A 19,933-nucleotide genomic window follows, 5' to 3' on the forward strand; every position below is an offset into this window, starting at 1 on the left:
CCACACCACCGTACTTAAATCCAATCATCCTCGACGAGGAAGCCGTTGACCGTGATAGCAGCAGCATTGGCCTGGCCCATGGCCATCGCCACCTGTGCGGCTGGATTGACCACGTTGCCCACCGCCCAGACGCGCGGGTGGCTGGTGGCACCGGTGAGATCAGCCTCGATCAGGCTGCCGCCCATCGCCGGTGGCGGGCTATGGCGCTCGAGGTTGAGGTCAGCGAGGAACTCATCGTGGGGGCGGGGAATGGGCATGTAAAACAGTGCATCGACGGCATGCTCGTCGCTTTCCAGCAGGACTTTTCCGTCTTGGAAGGCGGTGACGGGGCCGTCGATAAGCGCAATGCCCCGCCGAGTCAGGTCCGCGCGCTGCTCGTCGGTGAATTCCATTCCATTGGTGAAGAAGGTGATGTCCTTCGACCACTGGCGCAGAACCGCGGCATGGTGGAAGGAGAACTCGCCGATGTAGAGCACGCCGAGCTTCTTGTCCGCCACCTCGTATCCGTGGCAGTAGGGGCAGTGGAGGACCGTATTTCCCCAGTTTTCTTCCAAGCCCGGGATGTTGGGGTGCTCGTCGTCCACGCCGCTGGCGACGATGATGGAGCGGGCAGCGACGGTCTCACCGTTGCTCAACGTGGCGGTGAGCGTGCGGTCATTATCGGTGACAGCATCCACGGTGGCGTTCACGATTTGTGCGCCATAGCTGCGCAGCTGTTCCTTGCCGCGCTCCTGGAACTCAAGGGGTGGCGTGCCCTCGAGGGCAATGACTCCATGAATTTCATGGGCGAAACGGTTGCGGGGAGTGGCGGAATCAACAATGAGCACGCTGCGGCGGGCGCGGACCATGACTAGGGCTGCCTGCAGGCCGGCCGCGCCACCGCCGATGATGAGGGTATCTACTGTCTGCATGGCCCCGAGCAAACCAGAGGAGGGTTTATATGGCAATGGTTTTCAGTAGTTTGTGGCAGGCGTCACGCCCAACCCTGACTTGGCCAAGTTAGTGCCGAAGGGTTGGGGTGTGGTGGGAATTCGTCAACATGAGGCATCGGCCAGAATTGCGAATGCGGCCCGTCGAAGGATGGCGCCTTGTGTATCCTTTGGATGTCGTTGAGCTGGATGTCGTTGAGCCTCTAAGGAGCAAGAAAGTAGCATGACCTACCCCTCCACCGTCTCCAAGGTGGGCATCCGATCGCGTGCCCTGCGTTTTGCACCGCGCCGCTCGGACTGGTCCCGCGCGACGATCGGGCGCGACCTCTCGGCAGGCCTCATGGTGGCCCTCGTTGCACTCCCCTTGGCGCTCGGCTTTGGTGTTGCGTCCGGTGTCGGCGCGGCAGCCGGAATTACGACGGCCATCGTCGCGGGCATCCTGGCCGCGATCTTCGGCGGTAGCAATGTCCAGGTAAGCGGCCCGACCGGCGCAATGACCGTGGTGCTTATCCCCATCGTGGCCGACCATGGTGCCGATGGGGTGCTCGTCGTTGGCGTGCTGGCGGGGCTCATGCTGCTCTTGCTGGCATTCACCGGCGCTGGCCGCGCGATGAAATACATGCCGTTGCCTGTCGTCGAAGGTTTCACAGCCGGTATTGCGGTGATCATCGGCCTCCAGCAGCTGCCTGCTGCACTCGGTGTTGACGTGGACGGCGAGAAGGTCCTCGGGTTGGCGTGGGACGCAATCAAAGCTTGGCTGGATGCTCCGGTATGGCAGGCGCCCGTTATGACCCTCGCGGTGGCGGCCGGAATCGTGGTTGCTGCCCGCATTCGTAGTGGCTTTCCTGCGGCGCTGGTGTTGGTAGCTGCCGCGACGGCCGTCAACATGCTGGCAGACAGCGGTCTGAAGACTATCGGCTACATCCCGTCGACGTTGCCTGCCCCGCGCTGGCCGCAGATCCCGTGGGAGCACCTGGATTCCTTGCTGTTGGCAGCGGTCGCCGTCGCAGCGCTCGGTGCGTTGGAATCGTTGCTGTCAGCGACGGTTGCCGACGCGATGACTGTCGGCGACCGTCACGATCCCGACCGCGAGCTCTTTGGGCAGGGCGTGGCCAATGTCGTCGCGCCCCTGTTCGGCGGAATCCCCGCGACCGCCGCGATCGCCCGAACTGCCGTCAACGTGCGGGCCGGCGCAGGTACGCGCCTGGCAGCGGTGTTCCATTCGCTGCTTTTGCTCGTCGCAGTGCTCGTCGCGGCCCGGTGGGTGGGCGAGATTCCTCTCGCTGCGCTTGCCGGCGTGCTTATCGCCACTGCGATCCAGATGATCCATCCGCGGAACCTCCGCTCGGTGATGCGCGCCACCAAGGGCGACGGGGTCACCCTGCTTATTACGGCTGCCGCCACCGTCGTGTTCGACCTTGTCGTCGCCGTGCTCATTGGCCTTGTAATAGCGGGCTTCTTCGCGCTGCGCGATACCGCCCGCACGGCGGTGTTAGAGGCCGCCCCGCTGGAGACGGGAGACCACCGCGACAAGGAACGCGAACTCCTCGATGAGCACATCGCCGCCTTCCGCTTGGAAGGCCCACTCTTCTTTGGCGCAGCGCACGATTTCCTCCTGGGGCTCGCTGATGTCTCGTCGGTCAAGGTTGTCGTGCTCCGCATGCGCTACGTCACGACGATCGACGCCACTGGCGCCCAGATGCTCGCCGACACGATCGGGCGCCTTGAACGTCACGGCACCCGAGTCCTACTCTCAGCTACGAAGCCCGAACATGTTCCGGTGTTGCGCGAACTCGGCGTATTCGACCAGCTTGCGCACGAGAATCACGTTTTTGACGACACCCTCGACGCCATCGCCCACGCCCGACTACATGTCTCGCGCATGCAGCATGAGGAGTCTGATGGCGCACCCGCGGCGTCGCAAAGCAATCAGCAGGACGAGCAGCACTGACGAAGAACCAAAACCGCACCACTTCAGCACCGATGAAGTATTCGCTGAGCTCGACTCAGCGTCACTTGTCGAAAAGCAGCTCGATCGGCTCCGTTTCCCGCGACTCGTGGTCCCAGACGTAGAAGCTGTCATCGCCGGGCAGGAGAACGATCGCGTTGCCTTCCTGATCCTCGGCGACGACGATGGCGTCCTGCGGGAATCCGTCGGCCTGGGAACGCCACGTTTCGGTTTCCTTGACCACGTGATTCGCCGAGCGTGCGAGACGGCGACGGTCCGAATCGTCATACACCGGGTAGAGGAACCAGTAGCCCTCGTCGGCGTCGTCGATTTCGCCGCCGTTCTCCAACATCAGGCGCTGCCGCAAGTCGTCTGGGAAGGTGCGGCCCAATGCTTCCTCAGCAGCGCGGATTCGTGATTCATCAACGGGGAATGCCATGCGAGCAGTCTATGCGAAACCCAGCCCCCCCGCTATGCGAGCACCGCAGAACAGCATCATCACAACCATCCGGCAACCTCACGCGAGGTCATGTAAGCTGAGCGGCAAATACGGCTTGCCACTGACAAGGGGCACTGGCTTGGAGGACTAAATGGTAAGGACCTTCTCCAGAGAAACCACTCTCGTAGATGACCGGCTGACGCTCGCACTCGCGCCCGGGCTAGAGCCTGATGGTCTTAACGCGTCCCCCAGTTTCTTCCATGGATTTGCAACCCACCCGCAGGTGCTCGCACGCGGGCTCGTAACACTCGCAGACATCACCGCCACCCGCTATTACAACTTCACCCCGATGGCGGAGCGTGACCCGATTCTTTCCGCACACGGCGATCGTCTGCGGGCCGAGTGTTTCTCGGGGTGCAACGCCGTCTACGCGTGCTTCGAGGTGATGGGCTCAGGCCTTGACGGCGGTGACATCGGGCGTGGCACGACCAACGTCGACATCGGCCCCGCGTCCAGGGTGATGCTGTCCAATCTGCCGCGCCACGAACTTCTGCATCTCGACGTCGGCGCAGAGGGTCTGCGGGCGGCGACGCTGACGACGTCCACGGTTGAGCGTCCTGTGACAATGCCGTCACGCTGGGTGCCTGCACTAGGCAACGCGGCGCAGTCACAACAAGGTTTCGTCGAGGCGTTCCGGGTGCCGGCCTCGGGTGCACGCCGATTCCTTGCAGGATTGCCCCCTGCGAGCTCGTCCGGGCATTCAGCCTGGCTGTCCTCATCCCGTGGTGCGGTAAAGGTCAGTGCGGTGGCGACGCCGGGAGCGGTGCTGGTCAGTGGTCTGCAGCGGCTAAGCGCCCTAAAACGGCTGTTGCCGCACACGCAAGGGCTCATCGTCCACGGCCCCGCCGACGAGCACACCGTTGGCGCGATGATCACGCTGCTGCTTCCGGACGCTCGGCTCACCCTCGGGCTGACTGATAAAGAATGGCGCGGGTACTCCGGCGAAGGCTCCTTGCTGGCATCGCTGGCCGAACCGAACGTCATGGAAGACGCTGACCTGGTGAGCGCCATGTTGGCCTTTGAGCCGATCATTGATGTACACCGCCTTGCCAAGGACACCGCGCTTCCCGAGTCTCGAGTGAAAGCCGCTCTGGCAGTGCTCGCAGCCTCTGGTCGCGTGGGGTGGGATGTCAACGACCAAGCCTATTTCCACCGCGAACTACCTGACACGCCCGAACGGGTGGAAAAAGACAATCCACGGTTAACCGCAGCACAGAAGCTCGTGTCCGCCGGCGCCGTGCGAAGCGCTGGTTCGGATGCCTGGACCGTCACATCAGGCGACGCTGAATACGGCGTGCGGCTCGGCCCCGATGCTGATGTTCCAGAGAAGGGTGCCACTTGCAGTTGCACCTGGTATCTCTCACATGCTGGCGACCGTGGTCCGTGCAAGCACGTTCTCGCCGTCATGCTGATGCAATCGACCAGCCCCACCGAACGACAAGGACTCTAATGACAGTGAATCCGAGGCTGCATGAGGCCGTTGAAATCTTCCGCGAATTAGGTTGGGACAAGGCTGATGTCGCCGATGCGCCAACGCTGCCGCTCGGCACGAAAGAACAACAGAAGGTGGCCTTAGCCGGTCTGAGAACCGGCGACTGGGGCGAGTACGGGAAGGTCGGGCCGGACACTTACGGCTGGATCAGCGCGGTGGACGTCGATGAAACCATGCTGGCGCTGTTTGAGTTGCGGCTCGGTGTAATCCCGCACAGGGCATTGTGGCTGCTGCAGCATGCCGACGATGTTGTTTTGGCCAGGTGTGTCGCCCAACGCGGCGAGGCTTACGCCGCCGAGTTCATTGATGAAGTGTGCCTGCCGCTCCTGAGGGCGTCTGAGCACTCCCTGTCCGCCCATGGGGCGGCGGCCGTCCGGTTGGTGTGCGACCTCGGGCTAGCTGTCCCGGAAAAAATCGACTACCTCAAAGACTGGGCAGTGGTGGCGCTTGCGGCGCTTACCGGTGACGTCGCCGAAATCCCATGGCCTGAAAAACATGCGCTCCCGACCTTTGAAGAACTGCGCCCTTCATTTGACGAGCACTGGCAGGCCACGCTGCGTTCGGGAGCACCGATGACGGGGACCTTCGGCAAGCTTCTTTCCGCTGCGGTCAAAGCAGGGCTAATCGAGCGCAGCGCGGGGATGGAGCAGCTCTTTGCGTCTTTGGATGCGGCGGTGCGTCCTGGTGATCGTAAAGCACTCACGTCGTTGATCGTGAACGACATCGCGGTGACCGACGATGAACTGGTCGCCCGCACCGACGCGCTAATCCCCGTCCTCAGTCACGGCGAAGGGCCGATCGTCGAGAGCTTCGGCCCTCGACTGATCGCGAACGTAGCCGACGACCTGGTGGGAGAAGTGGCTCTGGCTTGCCTGTACGTGAAGACACAGAAGGCAGTGCGACAAGTGTTGACTGCTTTGAAGCAGCGCGACTTTCCGGGGCAGGCGAGTGCAGAACTGCTATACGACAGACTGAGTGAACTTGCCCAGTCCCGCGACAAAGCCACGGCGAAGCTGGCCGAGGCGGTGCTGGCGAATTGGAACGTGACCCCCGCGGTCGCAAGCGAAGAGCCCGAGGTCACCGGGCTGTGGCAGCCAACTCCACAGCTGTGGAACGTCCCACGATTTGAAGTGGATGAGGTCACCCCGGAGGCGTTGACCGAAGCGCTTCGAGTGTTGACATCTCGCGGTGACATTGCTGTGCTCGACTTGGACGCAGAACGATTCCTGGCGCTGGCGGTCGCACTGGCTAACCACAGCCTGGACGACACCCGAAGGGCGCTCAGTGGGATCTCGTCGGTGCTCTGGGCACAGGTCGTCCGTAACTGGTTGGCGGGGGACCCGGCGCGTCCCCGTTGGCAAGCGGGAAGTTTCTTGTGGTACATGCGTATTGAAAGCACGTTTGACCACCTCGGGCAGATCCCCTGTCTGTTATCGCAACCATCGCGGGTTGATCTGAGTGTCGAGTTCGACGATCTGGTTGCGTCCTTGGAAAAGTACGCGGCCGCGGGCGTCCCGGTGCTGCAGGCTGACCTGGTTATGGCGCTGGCTCGCCTCGACGTGACGAAGGCGGACGCTAAAGCCAGCCTGCCCGAGGTTCCGGTGAAGCTGGCAAACGGCAGGCTGCTACTTCGAAACACAGCCCAAGTGATCATGTCCTACCTGAAGAGACCATTCGTCGATATGGAGGCGCCTTTTGCCTTGTCAGACCGCAATGGCAACTTGGCCTGGCCCAAGTCGTTGGTTGGGTTGGACTGCAATATGATCGTCAATAACCGGAAGAACTGCTTCGGGGTATTCCCCAACTGGGGTGATGCCCTGAATATCGACCTTGATCGACGATTCTACCCGGACTATGCATCGGTCATGGCTCGGCAGTTAGCTCGCAGCGCCAAGCCGCTTGGGCCGGGCGGGGCGGTGAATTTGCTGGCCGTTCAACGTCACGGACGCCCGCAGTATGCCACCGAGTCAGCGTTAGCGCTACAAGAAGCCTGGGAGCGCGGGCTTTTAGTGCCCGGCGTTGCTGACATCGACTACCTCGACTGGGATGCTCAGCTGAGCAACATCGCATCATTTGTTGAGTCGTTGCGCGACGCAGCGGATCGCGGCATGTTGTCGGTTGTCTGGCCGGTGTTGGACGACGTGCTCGTCGCCTCTCTCAAAGCCCCGCGGATGTTGGCAGGCACCGCCGAGGCAGCTCAGGCGATGCAAGACTATGTTGGCGAGGTGCTGGCTGCGGTCACCTCGGGTGTTGCACCGGCGTCAGCGTTGGAGGTGCCGGGAGTACGCGCGCTCGCGGCTCGGAAAGGTTCTTCAAAGGCGGTTGACGCGGCCAGGGGTGTCGTCAAGCAACTGCCCGATCGGCAGGTGGAACCTCCGCAGCCTGCTACGCCTGCGCTCGACGTAGCGCTGTTCGAACGGATCTGGCCGGCAGCGGCCGGGACCAAGCCGAACATCCCGGATGGGGCGACGTATTCGCTGCGCGAGGCAGGTTCGAACACAAAGCAGCCCCACCTGCAATTCGACATGGTTGTTCCCAGCTACCCGGCGTCCGTATTCGAGATTAAAAGCCTGACCAGATTGTTCCTTGAAATCCGGGAAGAAAGGCAGGCCAGTTCCAAGCGCGTGAACCAGGACGAGCCGGAAGGCAAGGAAAGCTGGCTCTATTGGGACGGCAACGCCCTGGTTGCAGACGATTCCAGAAACCGGAGCGAGGCTACACCTGAGCTTTCCGACGCGCTTATTGCGGTATTGATCGCTTACACAGGGGTTCGCACCGACAACGTCCACCAGAAGCGGGAATGGGCAGCGGAACGACTACAAGAATTGGCCGAAAAAGAGGCGTACGGCTCCGCTGCTGTGAAGGCCGCCACGATCGGGTTGCTGCCGTACCACGAGGTGTGGAGCCCGGCGCGGGTGGTGTACACCCTGGAAAAACAGCCTGAAATGCTGCCGTTCCTGTGGCCAACGTTGAGCGAACCCCTGTGGTTCGCCGGAAACCAGGAGACGGTACCCACGTGGGTGAACCGTGTCCTCGACGTTGTGACACTGCACGCCGAGATCCTGCTCGAAGCCACCCGCCGGGGATACATACCGGCTGACGCGTGGGACGGCATCGGTGCGTTGGCAGCGAAGAAGGGCTCGTCTGCAGCACTGAAGAAAGCCCGAGTGCTGGACAAGGCCTTCGGAACAGTCACGTCCCTGGGGTGACTGGAAACGCTCTTTCGGCGCCACAGCTCCCGAGAACCCCGATACTTCCGTTTTGGTCGATGCCGTCAAGGACGCCCACACCCGCGCACTTGCCACAGGCGTCGACATCGCGCCCCCGCTAACGACCGTGAGCTGAGACCAAGGTGCAATCATTCAAAATAGTTGAAGGGATACCTCTCACTCAGTTGCGGATCGATGCTGTTCAGAAGGTCCGAAACTTCCTGCTCGTGGTCATCGATCTCCTGTCCCTCGGCAAGCTTCTCCTCCAGCTCCGACAACAGGAACCCCATCCTGAGAAAACCAGTGAAATCGATCTTCAAATCGAGGAAGCTCTCTGGCCCTCCGTATTCCCCCTGGTCGTGGTCGAAGAAGAACACTGTCTTGCGCCGTGCACTCAAGAACCACTCATCGCCCTGCCCCGACTGCCCGATAAGCCACAGATCTTCGGGCAAGCCGTCGCCACGTGCTCGCCGATTCCACTCGAGGACCTTCTGATAGCCATACAGAACAATGTCCGGCGTGATACTTACCCCGTCATATCGATGAATGAACTCGGTGTACGTTGCATCGATGTCAGGGATCTTGCCTTTGTTTTTGATGGCGGGATCAAGCTGCTCAAGAGAACTGAAAACCTCGTTGGTCTCAATCAACCTCATAATTTTCCCCTACTCATCCGTGACTGGAGACTGGTCGACGAAAACCACCTCGACGAGCTGAACCTCAGTGAGTTCGCAGTTCCAAAGTTGGACGGCATCGTCGCCCGCCAGCATAACAAGGGCGGTGCCGGACAGAGCTTCCTCGGAGGCGCGGATGCGATTGCCATCGGCAAGGAAGGCCATGCCGGCAGAAAAACCCGAGCCGTCCAATTCCTCCTTCCATCCGAGCCATGCACACCACCTGTCACTCATGCCAACCGGCTCCCCCCACACGAAAAGGGCGGCCCCGGCGAACTCCGGGGCCGCCCTCAAGCGGCCATTCAGCCGATCAGCCAGAGGCTGAACGACGCACTCGGCTACACGTTGAACTTGAACTCCACCACGTTCCGTAGCTGAATAACTTCTTGACTGGCACTCCTCCAGCTGGAAGCGTGAAGGCATGAACATCGAACGCATCGTCCCCAACCTCACGGTGGCAGATCTCCGCAGAAGCGTCGACGAACACGCTGCGGTCCTCGGTCTCGAGGTGGTGATGGATCACGGCTGGATCGTCACACTCGCCGATTCCAGAGGCTGTCAGCTGAATCTCCTCACGAGAGATGCCACAGCCCGCGAGAATCCCGATGTCTCAATCTTCGTCGATGATGTCGAAGCCGCCTACTGTCGCGCTGTCGAGGCAGGTCGCGAGATCGTGCACCCTCTCACGACCGAAGAGTAGGGCGTTACGCGCTTCTTCTACCGCGACGGATCAGGCAACGTCATCAACGTCGGCATGCATTCTCGGTGAGCGCCCCAGAAGCAGGGCGGTGATGGACCGCTAGCCGTGCACCATCTCTTTGCTCGGCCGCTGAGGCACACCGATCGGCACCGCGAGCTTGTTCTGCGTGATGCTGAACCCCTCGATGGAGTCCTCCATGAGGACCTCCCCCGGGTGCACTGGCGGAAGCTTGTTAGTGGTAGTCAACGATTTCACCCTCCTCTGGCTCCGTGATGGTGTAGTCACGCTGAATATGCGCTGTTGCCTGACCCCACTCGCTCGCTTTAACGGACCTACCCCCATAACGCTAAGCATCAAGTTTGAACTCCATAGCTTGGCCATTGCTCAACGAGATGAGCCGAATTCTTCTCCCGCGCCGGAGTCTAGTACTCTGAACGTGTTGCGCGCGGTGCATGCTGACGCGTGACGAGGAGGCGTGGCAGAGCGGCCGAATGCACTGGTCTTGAAAACCAGCGTGGGGAAACTCACCGCGGGTTCAAATCCCGCCGCCTCCGCCAATTGTTTTGGTGATTACACCAAAATCTTGCGTATATTGAGCAGTGGCACTGGGCTATTCTAGTTCCATGGCCAATCGGCAAATATTCCTCCGCCCAGAGTACAGTCACCCAAGCTCGCTGTGGCCGTCTAAAGAACTCATAGTTTCTGGGGCTAATAGAATCGGATTCTATCTTCCTGAAGACTTAGGAATTGAGTCCGATCTGGGACGCGAAATCCTTGAGTGGACGGAGGAGTTTCAGCAGAATTTCCTCGAGATACCCGATAGCTTTCGCCAGCGTCTGCGTTGGAAGGACCAATTCGATAGATTTCGATGGTACGACGCGGGATGGCGTATTACTCACCAATTAAGGGAGCTTTTTCCATCGGTACAGATTGTTCCCCAGTTCGCTCAATTCGTTTTCTCCGTTAATGAGCGAAGAGAAAATGCAGGGAAGAAGCCCTTATGCCTCCCCGGAGAACAACTCACAGGGTTTGTATGCATTAGGGATGTGAGGAATGACGATTAAGGGAAGTTATCGCTCTACGGCGTCAGGCATTGTCTCCGTTGTTCATCGCTGCAGTCACCCAGCTCAGAACGCATCCCACTAGTAGGAACCCGCTAATTTGCAGGTGGGTGGCCCAGTTTCCGCCGCCGCCAGGCAAGGCGAGAAAAATTGAAAATGCAACTGCGGCAAGGCAGTGGAGGGTCAACCGGCTATGTGCGCCTAGACGTCGTTGTGGCCAGGCTTTTTCGATGGCCCAGCTCACTGCTGTGAGAATGGCATAAAAGACGATTCCCGCTAAGGCTCCTGGAACAAGGTAGAGCATGGATTCATCTCCTCTCGAGGGGCGGAATGACTGGCCGGTTTAGTTTATCTGAGAGGAATTTTGCCTATTTCCGGTAAACATCTCGTCGGTGAGCAACGCGCAGGACGAGGACTACGAGCTTTCCGTCTAGGATTTCATAAACCACGCGATAGTGTCCGACTCGAATTCTGTACAGGTCATCTGAAGCTTTTAGTTTCTTTACTCCATCCGGGCGAGGGGTAACGGCTAAGTCTTCGATTGCAGCAAGTAGTCGCCTCTGTGTCGGCCTGTCGAGCTTGCGTAGCTCCTTGGCTGCGGATGCCTTATAGGTGATGTGATAAGTGGAGTTAGCCATAGAAGGCGATTAGGTGAGTCCGAGTTCTTTTTTGAGGTCTTCGTGTGAAATCTCTACGGCTTCTCCTCGGGCAATCTCTGCCGCCTGAACATCCTCACGATCTTCTAGTGCTTCGACTGCGCGGGCGAAAAATGAAGGAGAGACGACAAAAGCGCGAATCCGGCTTCCACGACTAGTGATGGCGACGGGTGTGTGCTGTGCCTCTTCAAGAATTTGGCTTTGGGATTGGCGGAATTGGCTGGATGCCACTGACATCGTTTTCATACTGCAAATGTACATCTTGTACATTTCGGTGGGCAAGGGCCGCGGGATATCGGGTTGCTGTTTATCCGATCCGCCCCGCCAGGATGCGAGGTAGCGCCTCCGCTGCGGTGGCGGTGACCACCACGCTGGCAAGCGGCGAGAGGTCCGTGGGCTGCGGGGTGACTTCCACGATGGGGATGCCGCGCGCGTGGGCAATCTGCGGCAGGCCGGCGGCAGGGTAGACCACGCCGGAGGTTCCAACGATGAGCAGCGCGTCCGCGGTGGACATGCGGCGCTCGGCCTCGGCCCATTCGTCGTCGGGCAGGGCCTCGCCGAACCACACCACGCCCGGGCGCACGAGCCCGCCGCACACGGGGCACTCGGGTGGTGTGATGCTCTCGACTGGCTCTGTCGGGAGCGCGATGTTGCCGTCATACGGGGTATCGCAGTCGGTGCAGCGGAAGGCAAACAAGGAGCCATGCAGGTGAACCACGTCCTGGCTTCCGGCGCGCTCGTGCAGGTTATCGATGTTTTGCGTGGTCACCGTCATGCCGTGTGCGGCGGCGATTGCGCGGTGCCCGGCGTTGGGCTCGGCCCGCTGCGCCAGCTGGGCGCGCCACAGGTACCAGGCGAACATAGGCTTAAATTCATTGCGCCATGCGCTTATCGACGCCATCGCCACCGGATCCACATTCTCCCAGATGCCCGTCTGCGCATCGCGGTACGTGGCGATGCCGCTGTCCGCGCTCATGCCTGCGCCGGTGAACACCTCAACGTGGGTGGCATCAGAAAGAATCGAGTGTGCGCGCTCAAACAGGTGCTCCATGCATCTAGAGTACGTCGATGAGCACGCAGAATGCTATGGATGCGCTAAGCGCGATGCCCATGCGCCACAGGTAGCGGCGGCCAGGTTCGTGCGCGGTGTTGATCTGCAGCTTCGAAGGATTCATGGGGAAGATAGCTATGCACATGGGGTCTGTGGGCTCGTTATAGAAGCCCATACCACCGGCAAAGCGGAGTGCTGTGTTGCGAACCTGTTCATCATGGTCGGTGGGAATGGATTGCACGGCCTTCGCAGATGTCAGCGTCAATCGGACGCCCTGAATCATGATGAACACGGTGAAGGCTATCCACGCGGCCACGAGTAGAAAGCCCGAGAAGGGGATATCCGGAATGACGGTGCAGACCGTAGTGAGGCACACGCAGGCCGTCATGGTGAGGACTGTCTGGGCAATGAACGTGGCGGTCTTTCCAGTGAGCAGCTCCGCGCGCTGTGCCGTGGCCTCGGAGAACGGAAGAGCTGACTCTGCCGGAACATCCATTGTTATTCGAGCCAGCGAGATCGGCGGCACGCACAGCGGCAGCGCAATGGCGAACACAACGCCGATCCACACCAGGACCGTTGCGTTGAGGAAAGATTTGGGCTCGAAGCGGTCCGGGTTGCCCGAGCCATCGAAGTGGACCGGGATGGGATCGGGCACCGAGTCCCAACGCAGCAGCATGTACACCAGCGTGAGAGCACACACCACAGCGGTAGCGATGTAATACTGGCGGCTTCTCATGGCAGTGAGCTTACAAGGTGGCCTGTTGTTGGCTGCGCTGCGGGAGTCGGATTCTTACATGGTTCCAGTCATAAGGTTCGCTTGGGGGCAAGTAAACCACCTGTGCCTAGGTAGATGGTTCGTTTGGGTGCAAACAAACCCTCTGACCAGAACCATGTGAGGGGAACCCTTTGTGGGGCAAGTAGTACTGACTCTTGGGGCTGATTGGCCGATGAAGGGGGCAAAGATGGTCCCTTCATATTGGTCTCTTCACTTTGGTCCTTTCACTGAGCAAAAGGACCATTTGGGCGCAGAAAACTGGCTGTAAAAGGTCCCTTTGTGGTGAGTAGGGACCAGAGTATGGGGACCAAACTAAAGGGACCATGTAGCCAAAGTGATGTCGAGAGGGTGGCGCCGCCGGGTTAGGGGGTTAGAAAACCTCTCAGCGAGCGGCGTGAAGCTAGTCGGCCACGCCCTGCTCGGCCTCTAGGTCTTCGAGAGAGATGGTCTCCAGATCGCCTCGGTGGGCGGCGTCGGCTTCGGCCTCGAGCTCGGAGATGTGCTCTTGCCAGGCGTCGATGCCGCCGCGCAGCGAGTAGACGTTGCTGAAGCCGCGGGCGCGCAGGGCCTCGACGGCCTGGGCGGAGCGCAGGCCGCTGGCGCAGTAGAGGACGGCGAGGTCGGCGAGGTCTATGGGCGGGTTGTGGCCAGCGAGGATGTCATCGAGCGGGAGGTGCTGCGAGCCGGGGATGAGGGAGGCGGCGCGCTCGGGGGAGGTGCGGACGTCGATAAGCGTGGCGTCCTCCGGGATGACGCGGATGTCCGTGGGGTTGTCGGGGCGCGCCGGGATGGCGCCGTTCGCGCGCACGGGGATGTATTCCCAGGTCCCGGCGAGGGAATCGTAGTAGCCCAGCGTGCCGATGAGCGGGGTGCCGATGCCCGTGAGGAGCTTGAGCGCCTCGACGGCTAGGGCGGAGCCGGCCACGCCGACGACCGGTCCCATCACGCCGGCCTGCGAGCAGGAGGGCACCTGCGGGTCGGTGGGGAAGAGGTCCTCGTAGACTGGGCCGTGACCGGAATGGAAGACGGTGAGCTGCGCGTCGTAGCCCAGAAGCGAGGCCCACACGTGCGGAATGCCCAGCTCATGGGCGGCCCAGGAGGCTAGGTGGCGGGAGTAGAAGTTATCGGTTCCGTCGATGATGAGGTCAGCGCCGCTCAGCTGGTCTAAGGCGGTATCGGGCGTGAGGCGCGAGAACTGCTCGACGGTGCACTCCGGGTTGAGGGCGTTCAAGGCCGAAGCGGCGGATTCGGTTTTGGGCTGGCCTACGGTCGCCGTGGTGTGGATGACCTGGCGGTGCAGGTTGGAGAGGGAAACGGTGTCGTCGTCGAAAAGCAGGATGCGCCCCACGCCCGCGCCTGCCAGGTAGAGCAGGGCAGGCGAGCCTAGGCCACCGGCGCCGATGACGGCGACGGTAGAAGAGCGAAGCTGTTCCTGTGTGGAGCTTCCCCAGAGGGTTTCCTGGCGTGCATAACGTGAGCTCATTCCAGGCCTACCCAGGTGGTGGTGTCATCGGTGTGGAGCTGTTCTTTCCAGATGGGGACTTCCGCCTTGACGCGGTCGGCGCAGGTCGACGCTGCTTCGAAGGCGTCCTTGCGATGTGCGGAGGCAGCTGCAAGGATGAAGGCGGATTCGCCGATTTCTAGTGGTCCAGTGCGGTGCGCGCACCAGAGGCGGACGGCAGGGAAGGCGGCGGCGACCTCGTCGGCGACGCGCTCGATTTCCTGTTGGGCGGTTGGGTGCGCGGTGTAGGTAAGGAGTTTCACACCCCGGCCGGAGTCGTGGTTGCGTACGATGCCGTCGAATAAAACGACAGCACCCGTTTCCGGGGTAGCGATGTCGGGGGCCGTGATGGGCTCGGCGCTGATATGCGCGCCGAGCAGGCCGTAGTTAGTGCTCATTGATGCCTTCCAGCTGGTTGATGATGTGGTTGAGCAGCGGTTCAAGGACCGCGCAGCCGTCCTCGGCAGCGCCCGTGGAGCCGGGCAGGGCCATGGCGAAAGTGGACCCGGTGACTCCGGCAACCGTGCGGGAGAGTGCCGCGGTGGGGATGGCCGCCGAGTGCGCGTAGAAGGCATGGGCCAGGCCGGGCAGCTCGCGCTCCAGGTGCGGGGTGAGCGCTTCGACGGTGCGGTCATCCGGCGTGATGCCGGTGCCGCCGGAGGTGAGGATTACGGAGGGCGCATCGGCGAAGGCAGTGGTAAGCGCAGAGTCGATGTCGACGTCCGCGACGACGACGGGTTTCGGGGTATCGAAGCCCTGCTCACGCAGGAAGTTCACCAGGATAGGCCCGGAGCGGTCTTCGTACTCACCGGCGGCGGCGCGGGTCGAGGCAACGATAACCAGTGCGCGTCGGGTCATGAGAGCGGGAACACCTCCACGAGGTCGCCGGCTGAAAGCTGCGCGTTCGCCGGGATACGGATAAGGGCGTTGGCACCGATGGCCTGGGACATCAGGTGGGAGCTGGTGCCGCCGAGGAAGGAGGCTTGGGCGGTGCCGTCGGAGATGCTGATAGTTCCACGGCGGAACTGTTCGCGGTTGTTGAGGCCTTCGGCGGGCTCAGTAAGGTGTGCGCGAACCGGCTCCGAGGCATGTCCAAGGACGGGGGCCAAGTAGAGGCGGAAGCTTACCAGCGTGGAGATCGGGTTGCCGGGGAAGCAGACAACGGGGACCTCGCCCAAACGTGACAGGCCCTGCGGGCCGCCGGGCTGCTGCGCCACGTGGCCGAACCAGCCGTCTTCCTCAAAGATTTGGCGGATGACCTCAAACTTTCCGTGGGAGATGCCGCCGGAAGTGACGATGACATCGGGGCGGTGGGTGATGACCGCTTCGGTGAGGTCCGCGCGCAGGGCAGAAGGATCGTCGTTCGTGCGCACGAAGCCGGCTACCTCGATGCCGTATTGCGCGGCCAGGGCCGCGAGCATGGGCGCATTGGAATCGGGGATGGTGGCCTCGCCCGCGCCACCGATTTCCGCACCACCAGTGCAGATGAGGATGCGGGCGGGCGCGTACGTGAGGACCTCGGCCAGGCCCTGGGAGGCGAGGGTGGCGATGGAGGGGGCGTCGAGAAGCGCGTGCTCATTGATGAGGGGCGTGCCGGCCGTGACGTCGGAGCCCGCGCGGCGGATGAACTGTTCGGGGGCTGCCGGCACGGTGACCGTGGCGCCCTCTTCCGGGAAGTGCGGGGGCTCGCAGTGCTCGACGGGCACGATGGTGGCGGTGCCCTCAGGGACCTTCGCGCCGGTCATGATGGGAAGGGCGGTGCCTTCGGTGAGGTCCACCGGAGGATCACCCGCCGCAATGGTGCGGCCGACGGTGAAGGCGCCGCCGTGTGTAGTCGGAAGAGCATAGCCATCCATCTGCGAATTATCGAAAGGTGGAAGGTTGTGTTCCGCGCGGTACGTGGCGGCGGCACGGCGTCCGAAGGCGCTGCTCAGGGGAGTGGAGACCGCGCGGGGTTGCGGAAGGGCCGCGCGGACGGCGGCAAGGTGTTCCTCATAGGTGCGCATCGGGTTCCTTCCTGTCGCAGAGGCTGGCATAGTGGCAACCATGGTTGACATACACTACTTTGCCGCAGCCCGCGCTGCCGCGGGGCGCGCGCAAGACACGGCGCAGGCGGCGACCTTGGGGGAGTTGCTGGACGTGTTGCGTGCTCGGCATACTGGCAGCACCGAGGCCGGCATGAGCTTTGCGGAGGTGCTGGAGCGCTGCACCTTCCTGGTGGATGGCGCGAGCGCAAAGGAAGACGCCGTGCTTGGCCGCGCCTCCCGCGTCGACGTCCTCCCGCCTTTTGCTGGGGGTTAGTTGCGGACCCGCAGCGGGCTGGTGAAGAAGTTCACCACGCCGGAGACAATCGCGAGCACAATCGCGCCGATGATGGCAGCACCCCAGCCGTCGATGACGAGTGAGTCCATCAGCGCGCTGACGAGGAGCAGGACCGCGCCGTTAATGACGAGCGCGAACAGTCCCAGTGTCAGGCAGGTCAGCGGGGCGCCGAGGAAGCGAAGCACCGGGGTGACGACCTCGTTGACGATGATGAAGACCGCCGCGATGAACAGGAAATTCTGGGTACTAGCAGGAACGATGTCGATTCCGGGGACAATCGCCACCACGGCCCAGAAGGCCACCGCGACGGCAATGACGTTGAGTGCAAAATTGATAAATGTCTTCACAACTGCACTCTAGCGCGGAAACTACTCCTCTGCAGCGAAGGCAGCGTCCCACGCCTTAAGCAGGACGTCGGTTTCCTCAGCTGTGGTCACGGTTACGCGCACGCCCTCGGGAAAGGCGCGGACGAGAACGTCATTGTCGGCAAGCTGTGCAGCAACGTCCTGCGGGGAGCCCAACTTCGCAATGGTGTCTGCCGCGAACCAGATGTGGTTGGCCTGGGATTCCGGTACGCCAAAGTCCGCGAAGTGCTCAACCAGGCGGTCACGCTGCTCCACGGTTTCGTCGGTGCGCTCACGCAGCTCCTTCTGGGCGGCCAACGAAGCCACAGCACCTGCCTGCGCGATGGAGTTCACGGAGAACGGGATGGCCACTTTGCTTAAGGCCTCGATGATCTCGGCGTTGCCGAAGGCATAGCCCAAGCGCACACCAGCCAGGCCATAGGCCTTGGAGAAGGTGCGCAGGCCAATGACGTTGTCGTGGGTATGGACATAGTCGGTGGCCAGCGGGACGGCGTCATTGCGGTTGTACTCGATGTAAGCCTCATCGAGCGCCACGATGACGTCCTTCGGGACCTTGGCCAGGAAGGTGTCGAACTCTTCCTTGGTGATGATGGAACCGGTGGGGTTATTCGGGTTGCACACGAAGATCAGGCGGGTCTTGTCCGTGATGGCAGCCGCCATGGCTTCCAAGTCCACGCGGTGATCCGCAGTGAGCGGGACCTTGACCGGGGTAGCGCCCACGACCTGCGCGAAGATGGGATAAGCCTCGAAGGAGCGCCAGGGGAAGACAATCTCATCACCGGGCACTGAGGTGATCTGCACCAACTGCTGGCAGATGGCAGAAGAACCAGCACCCGTGGTGACCTGCTCCGGAGTAACACCAAGGTTTTCCGCCAGCGCCTTGCGGATTTCCACCGCACCCATATCTGGGTAGCGGTTGACGTGCGCGGCGGCGGTCTCCATGGCCTTCAGCGCGCCGGGCAGCGGCTCCTGAGTTGCCTCGTTGGAAGAAAGCTTCAGGGCGTGCTCGGCGTTTTTGCCGGGAACGTAGGCTGGCAGGGAGGAAAGGTCTGGTCGAATCATGTTCTCCACCTTAGGCGTTGCGGGGGCCGCGGGGCCCGAAGTCGAAGTCAGCGGTCTGCGGCCCGAAGGCCTGGAGGCCCTTCGGCGCGTCGAAAGCATCGAGGCGCACCTCGAGGAAGGCGCCGCGCTCTGGGTGGGCGGCGATGTCCTCCAGGGCCGTGGCCAGCTCGCCTTCGGTGGAGGCCACGTAGGACTCCATCGAGGTGTCCTTCATGAACACCTTCGGCAGCGCCGTGTAATCCCACATCTGGATCTCGTTGTATTCGCGCTCCATGCCCAAGATGTAGCGCTCGATGGTGTAGCCATCGTTATTGACCAGCACGATGATGGGCTTGAGGTCCTGGCGCAGGATGGTGGAGAGCTCCTGGGCGGTGAGCTGGAAAGAGCCATCGCCGATGAAGAGGACGTGGCGGCGCTCCGGGTTAGCCAGCTGCGAGCCCAGCACGCACGGCAGGGTAAAGCCGATGGAACCCCAAATGGTGGAATTGATGTACTGCACGCCCTCGGGCATGCGCTGCTGGCCCAGGCCGATATTGGAGGTGCCGGCCTCGGCGATGACCACGTCATCTTCCTGGATGAAGCCGAGCATCTGCGGCCAGATGCGCTCCTGAGTCAGCGGGGCATCCGGGTTCGGCTCGAAGGGCTCCGGCTGGAATTCTTTGGTTGCGGTTGCCTCCGCTTCCGGGATGCGGTCCAGGAGGACGTCGAGAAGCTCCAGCGTATTGATGCCCACGAAGAATTCACCGTCGGCGTTGAGGTGCTGGTCGCCGAAGTTGTAGACGCGGGCGTCGGCCAGGTTGTGGGTGAAGGAGCCGGAGTTGACCTCGATGAAGCGCGGGTTCGTGGTGACTAGGAAGTCGGACTTTTCGATGCGCTCCTGCACGCCCGGGGCAGAGGCCGCGCCGTTATAGGTGCCGATGAAGAGCGGGTGGCGCTCAGACAGGATGGCCTTGCCGGAGGAGAGCTGGGAGTAGGGCAGCTGGGCCTTGTCGATGATGGCGCGGAACTTCTCCGTGAAACCGTGGCGGTTGGTGTCCTGGTCGATGAGGATGATCGGGTCCTTGGCCTTCGCGAGGTGCTCCAGCACGTAGTCCGCAGCGGCGTTCAGGCGCTCCGGATCGGAGGTTGCGAGCTCGGTGGAGAATGGCTCGTCAGGGACCTCGATGGTCAGGTGAGTGATATCGGAAGGAATCTGGATGTGGACTGGGCGCTTCTCGCGCAGGCAGGTATGCAGGGCGCGGTCGAATTCCTCGACCACGTTCATGGGGGACACGCGTGTGGCCACCTCGGTGAAGGGCGCGAAGGAATCCAGCATGTTGGCATAGTCGCCGTCGGCAAGCGAGTGGTGCAGGTTCCAGCGGAACTCCGTCGCGTACTGCGGCGGCGCGCCGGCGAGGGAGACTAGCGGGACGTGCTCAGCGCGGGCACCAGCGATGCCGTTGAGTGCGGAAAGCTCGCCCACGCCATAGGTGGTGAGCAGGCAGCCCACGCCCTTCTGGCGTGCATACCCGTCGGCAGCATAGGCGGCGTTGAGCTCGTTGCAGGCGCCGACGAAGCGGATGCCCTCGGAAGCCTCAATCTGCTCGAGGAAGCTCAGGTTGAAGTCACCGGGCACGCCGATGATTTCGGTAATGCCGATGGCTTTGAGGCGGTCCAGGATGAAATCACCAATGGTGGTCTGCATGAGAG

General features: G+C 61.9%; 21 protein-coding genes, 1 tRNA gene and 1 pseudogene. 6 read left to right on the forward strand and 17 right to left on the reverse strand.

The window, feature by feature from the left end:
- Positions 1 to 14: 14 nt before the first annotated feature.
- Entirely contained in the window at positions 15 to 911 is an 897-nt protein-coding gene (locus HMPREF2635_RS02705; RefSeq protein WP_070821244.1) for an NAD(P)/FAD-dependent oxidoreductase, read from the reverse strand.
- 241 nt (positions 912 to 1,152) lie between these two features.
- Here HMPREF2635_RS02705 and HMPREF2635_RS02710 point away from each other — a divergent pair, with 241 nt between their 5' ends.
- Entirely contained in the window at positions 1,153 to 2,880 is a 1,728-nt protein-coding gene (locus HMPREF2635_RS02710) for a SulP family inorganic anion transporter (RefSeq protein ID WP_070821245.1), read from the forward strand.
- A gap of 61 nt (positions 2,881 to 2,941) precedes the next feature.
- Here HMPREF2635_RS02710 and HMPREF2635_RS02715 read toward each other — a convergent pair whose 3' ends face one another.
- A complete protein-coding gene (locus HMPREF2635_RS02715) occupies positions 2,942 to 3,316 on the reverse strand; it encodes an SMI1/KNR4 family protein (protein WP_070510711.1) in 375 nt (124 codons plus the stop codon).
- A gap of 151 nt (positions 3,317 to 3,467) precedes the next feature.
- On the opposite strand from HMPREF2635_RS02715, the gene HMPREF2635_RS02720 reads away from it, so the two are divergent.
- Positions 3,468 to 4,826 (forward strand): SWIM zinc finger family protein, encoded by a 1,359-nt coding sequence (locus HMPREF2635_RS02720; RefSeq protein ID WP_070510713.1) that lies wholly within the window; start codon positions 3,468 to 3,470, stop codon positions 4,824 to 4,826.
- Complete coding sequence (locus HMPREF2635_RS02725) at positions 4,826 to 8,077, forward strand: hypothetical protein (RefSeq protein WP_070510715.1); 3,252 nt, start codon at positions 4,826 to 4,828, stop codon at positions 8,075 to 8,077. Before HMPREF2635_RS02720 ends, HMPREF2635_RS02725 begins: the two co-directional genes overlap by 1 nt.
- A gap of 149 nt (positions 8,078 to 8,226) precedes the next feature.
- Here the strand turns inward: HMPREF2635_RS02725 and HMPREF2635_RS02730 are convergent, their stop codons facing one another.
- Positions 8,227 to 8,733: an SMI1/KNR4 family protein gene (locus HMPREF2635_RS02730; RefSeq protein ID WP_049156784.1), complete on the reverse strand. Its 507-nt coding sequence runs from the start codon at positions 8,731 to 8,733 to the stop codon at positions 8,227 to 8,229.
- A gap of 9 nt (positions 8,734 to 8,742) precedes the next feature.
- On the reverse strand, positions 8,743 to 8,985 hold the full coding sequence (locus tag HMPREF2635_RS02735; protein WP_141756288.1) for a hypothetical protein: 243 nt from the start codon (positions 8,983 to 8,985) through the stop codon (positions 8,743 to 8,745).
- A 187-nt stretch (positions 8,986 to 9,172) separates the two neighbouring features.
- On the opposite strand from HMPREF2635_RS02735, the gene HMPREF2635_RS02740 reads away from it, so the two are divergent.
- Positions 9,173 to 9,451 (forward strand): VOC family protein, encoded by a 279-nt coding sequence (locus HMPREF2635_RS02740; RefSeq protein WP_308409928.1) that lies wholly within the window; start codon positions 9,173 to 9,175, stop codon positions 9,449 to 9,451.
- Between the two features lie 102 nt (positions 9,452 to 9,553).
- Here HMPREF2635_RS02740 and HMPREF2635_RS02745 read toward each other — a convergent pair.
- Positions 9,554 to 9,649 (reverse strand): annotated as a pseudogene (locus HMPREF2635_RS02745) (addiction module antidote protein, HigA family); the annotation flags it as partial.
- A gap of 271 nt (positions 9,650 to 9,920) precedes the next feature.
- Between HMPREF2635_RS02745 and HMPREF2635_RS02750 the strand changes: the two are divergent.
- Positions 9,921 to 10,008, forward strand: a tRNA-Ser gene (locus tag HMPREF2635_RS02750).
- Between the two features lie 529 nt (positions 10,009 to 10,537).
- On the opposite strand, the gene HMPREF2635_RS12865 is transcribed toward HMPREF2635_RS02750, so the two are convergent.
- The 9 genes from HMPREF2635_RS12865 to HMPREF2635_RS02790 form a co-directional block, all read right to left on the reverse strand.
- A complete protein-coding gene (locus tag HMPREF2635_RS12865) occupies positions 10,538 to 10,816 on the reverse strand; it encodes a hypothetical protein (protein WP_080975121.1) in 279 nt (92 codons plus the stop codon).
- 64 nt (positions 10,817 to 10,880) lie between these two features.
- The gene (locus HMPREF2635_RS12870) at positions 10,881 to 11,150 is read right to left on the reverse strand and encodes a type II toxin-antitoxin system RelE family toxin (protein WP_049156794.1); all 270 of its coding nucleotides are present in this window, start codon (positions 11,148 to 11,150) and stop codon (positions 10,881 to 10,883) included.
- A 9-nt stretch (positions 11,151 to 11,159) separates the two neighbouring features.
- On the reverse strand, positions 11,160 to 11,414 hold the full coding sequence (locus HMPREF2635_RS02760) for a type II toxin-antitoxin system Phd/YefM family antitoxin (RefSeq protein WP_371326310.1): 255 nt from the start codon (positions 11,412 to 11,414) through the stop codon (positions 11,160 to 11,162).
- Between the two features lie 61 nt (positions 11,415 to 11,475).
- Complete coding sequence (locus HMPREF2635_RS02765; RefSeq protein ID WP_070510716.1) at positions 11,476 to 12,219, reverse strand: NAD-dependent deacylase; 744 nt, start codon at positions 12,217 to 12,219, stop codon at positions 11,476 to 11,478.
- A 4-nt stretch (positions 12,220 to 12,223) separates the two neighbouring features.
- Positions 12,224 to 12,955 (reverse strand): DUF1648 domain-containing protein, encoded by a 732-nt coding sequence (locus HMPREF2635_RS02770; protein ID WP_070821247.1) that lies wholly within the window; start codon positions 12,953 to 12,955, stop codon positions 12,224 to 12,226.
- Between the two features lie 439 nt (positions 12,956 to 13,394).
- Entirely contained in the window at positions 13,395 to 14,477 is a 1,083-nt protein-coding gene (locus HMPREF2635_RS02775; protein ID WP_246824831.1) for a ThiF family adenylyltransferase, read from the reverse strand.
- Positions 14,474 to 14,893 carry a molybdenum cofactor biosynthesis protein MoaE gene (locus HMPREF2635_RS02780; protein WP_070821248.1) on the reverse strand — a complete coding sequence of 140 codons (420 nt, stop codon included), beginning with the start codon at positions 14,891 to 14,893 and terminating at the stop codon, positions 14,474 to 14,476. Before HMPREF2635_RS02780 ends, HMPREF2635_RS02775 begins: the two co-directional genes overlap by 4 nt.
- Positions 14,883 to 15,353, reverse strand: coding sequence for a MogA/MoaB family molybdenum cofactor biosynthesis protein (locus tag HMPREF2635_RS02785; protein WP_070821249.1), 471 nt, complete (start codon positions 15,351 to 15,353; stop codon positions 14,883 to 14,885). Before HMPREF2635_RS02785 ends, HMPREF2635_RS02780 begins: the two co-directional genes overlap by 11 nt.
- The gene (locus tag HMPREF2635_RS02790) at positions 15,350 to 16,501 is read right to left on the reverse strand and encodes a molybdopterin molybdotransferase MoeA (RefSeq protein WP_070821250.1); all 1,152 of its coding nucleotides are present in this window, start codon (positions 16,499 to 16,501) and stop codon (positions 15,350 to 15,352) included. Before HMPREF2635_RS02790 ends, HMPREF2635_RS02785 begins: the two co-directional genes overlap by 4 nt.
- Before the next feature lie 40 nt (positions 16,502 to 16,541).
- On the opposite strand from HMPREF2635_RS02790, the gene HMPREF2635_RS02795 reads away from it, so the two are divergent.
- Positions 16,542 to 16,796, forward strand: a complete 255-nt coding sequence (locus HMPREF2635_RS02795) for a MoaD/ThiS family protein (RefSeq protein ID WP_049157394.1) — start codon at positions 16,542 to 16,544, stop codon at positions 16,794 to 16,796.
- Here the strand turns inward: HMPREF2635_RS02795 and HMPREF2635_RS02800 are convergent.
- From HMPREF2635_RS02800 to HMPREF2635_RS02810, 3 genes are read right to left on the reverse strand one after another with little or no spacing between them, the layout of a single operon-like run.
- A complete protein-coding gene (locus tag HMPREF2635_RS02800; RefSeq protein WP_070821251.1) occupies positions 16,793 to 17,164 on the reverse strand; it encodes a phage holin family protein in 372 nt (123 codons plus the stop codon). The two genes, HMPREF2635_RS02795 and HMPREF2635_RS02800, sit on opposite strands and share 4 nt — an antisense overlap.
- A 21-nt stretch (positions 17,165 to 17,185) precedes the next feature.
- Complete coding sequence (gene hisC, locus HMPREF2635_RS02805) at positions 17,186 to 18,244, reverse strand: histidinol-phosphate transaminase (RefSeq protein WP_070821252.1); 1,059 nt, start codon at positions 18,242 to 18,244, stop codon at positions 17,186 to 17,188.
- A 10-nt stretch (positions 18,245 to 18,254) separates the two neighbouring features.
- On the reverse strand, positions 18,255 to 19,928 hold the full coding sequence (locus HMPREF2635_RS02810) for an alpha-keto acid decarboxylase family protein (protein WP_070821253.1): 1,674 nt from the start codon (positions 19,926 to 19,928) through the stop codon (positions 18,255 to 18,257).
- Between the last annotated feature and the right edge of the window lie 5 nt (positions 19,929 to 19,933).

It is taken from the genome of Corynebacterium sp. HMSC035E02, assembly GCF_001836065.1.
Taxonomy (GTDB): Bacteria; Actinomycetota; Actinomycetes; order Mycobacteriales; family Mycobacteriaceae; genus Corynebacterium; species Corynebacterium hiratae.

Bases quoted from the DNA above. Each gene is read 5' to 3' on its own strand.
- HMPREF2635_RS02705 (WP_070821244.1), bottom strand. From the start codon at position 911: ATGCAGACAGTAGATACCCTCATCATCGGCGGTGGCGCGGCCGGCCTG.
- HMPREF2635_RS02710 (WP_070821245.1), top strand. From the start codon at position 1,153: ATGACCTACCCCTCCACCGTCTCCAAGGTGGGCATCCGATCGCGTGCC.
- HMPREF2635_RS02715 (WP_070510711.1), bottom strand. From the start codon at position 3,316: ATGGCATTCCCCGTTGATGAATCACGAATCCGCGCTGCTGAGGAAGCA.
- HMPREF2635_RS02720 (WP_070510713.1), top strand. From the start codon at position 3,468: ATGGTAAGGACCTTCTCCAGAGAAACCACTCTCGTAGATGACCGGCTG.
- HMPREF2635_RS02725 (WP_070510715.1), top strand. From the start codon at position 4,826: ATGACAGTGAATCCGAGGCTGCATGAGGCCGTTGAAATCTTCCGCGAA.
- HMPREF2635_RS02730 (WP_049156784.1), bottom strand. From the start codon at position 8,733: ATGAGGTTGATTGAGACCAACGAGGTTTTCAGTTCTCTTGAGCAGCTT.
- HMPREF2635_RS02735 (WP_141756288.1), bottom strand. From the start codon at position 8,985: ATGAGTGACAGGTGGTGTGCATGGCTCGGATGGAAGGAGGAATTGGAC.
- HMPREF2635_RS02740 (WP_308409928.1), top strand. From the start codon at position 9,173: ATGAACATCGAACGCATCGTCCCCAACCTCACGGTGGCAGATCTCCGC.
- HMPREF2635_RS12865 (WP_080975121.1), bottom strand. From the start codon at position 10,816: ATGCTCTACCTTGTTCCAGGAGCCTTAGCGGGAATCGTCTTTTATGCC.
- HMPREF2635_RS12870 (WP_049156794.1), bottom strand. From the start codon at position 11,150: ATGGCTAACTCCACTTATCACATCACCTATAAGGCATCCGCAGCCAAG.
- HMPREF2635_RS02760 (WP_371326310.1), bottom strand. From the start codon at position 11,414: ATGAAAACGATGTCAGTGGCATCCAGCCAATTCCGCCAATCCCAAAGC.
- HMPREF2635_RS02765 (WP_070510716.1), bottom strand. From the start codon at position 12,219: ATGGAGCACCTGTTTGAGCGCGCACACTCGATTCTTTCTGATGCCACC.
- HMPREF2635_RS02770 (WP_070821247.1), bottom strand. From the start codon at position 12,955: ATGAGAAGCCGCCAGTATTACATCGCTACCGCTGTGGTGTGTGCTCTC.
- HMPREF2635_RS02775 (WP_246824831.1), bottom strand. From the start codon at position 14,477: ATGAGCTCACGTTATGCACGCCAGGAAACCCTCTGGGGAAGCTCCACA.
- HMPREF2635_RS02780 (WP_070821248.1), bottom strand. From the start codon at position 14,893: ATGAGCACTAACTACGGCCTGCTCGGCGCGCATATCAGCGCCGAGCCC.
- HMPREF2635_RS02785 (WP_070821249.1), bottom strand. From the start codon at position 15,353: ATGACCCGACGCGCACTGGTTATCGTTGCCTCGACCCGCGCCGCCGCC.
- HMPREF2635_RS02790 (WP_070821250.1), bottom strand. From the start codon at position 16,501: ATGCGCACCTATGAGGAACACCTTGCCGCCGTCCGCGCGGCCCTTCCG.
- HMPREF2635_RS02795 (WP_049157394.1), top strand. From the start codon at position 16,542: ATGGTTGACATACACTACTTTGCCGCAGCCCGCGCTGCCGCGGGGCGC.
- hisC (WP_070821252.1), bottom strand. From the start codon at position 18,244: ATGATTCGACCAGACCTTTCCTCCCTGCCAGCCTACGTTCCCGGCAAA.
- HMPREF2635_RS02810 (WP_070821253.1), bottom strand. From the start codon at position 19,928: ATGCAGACCACCATTGGTGATTTCATCCTGGACCGCCTCAAAGCCATC.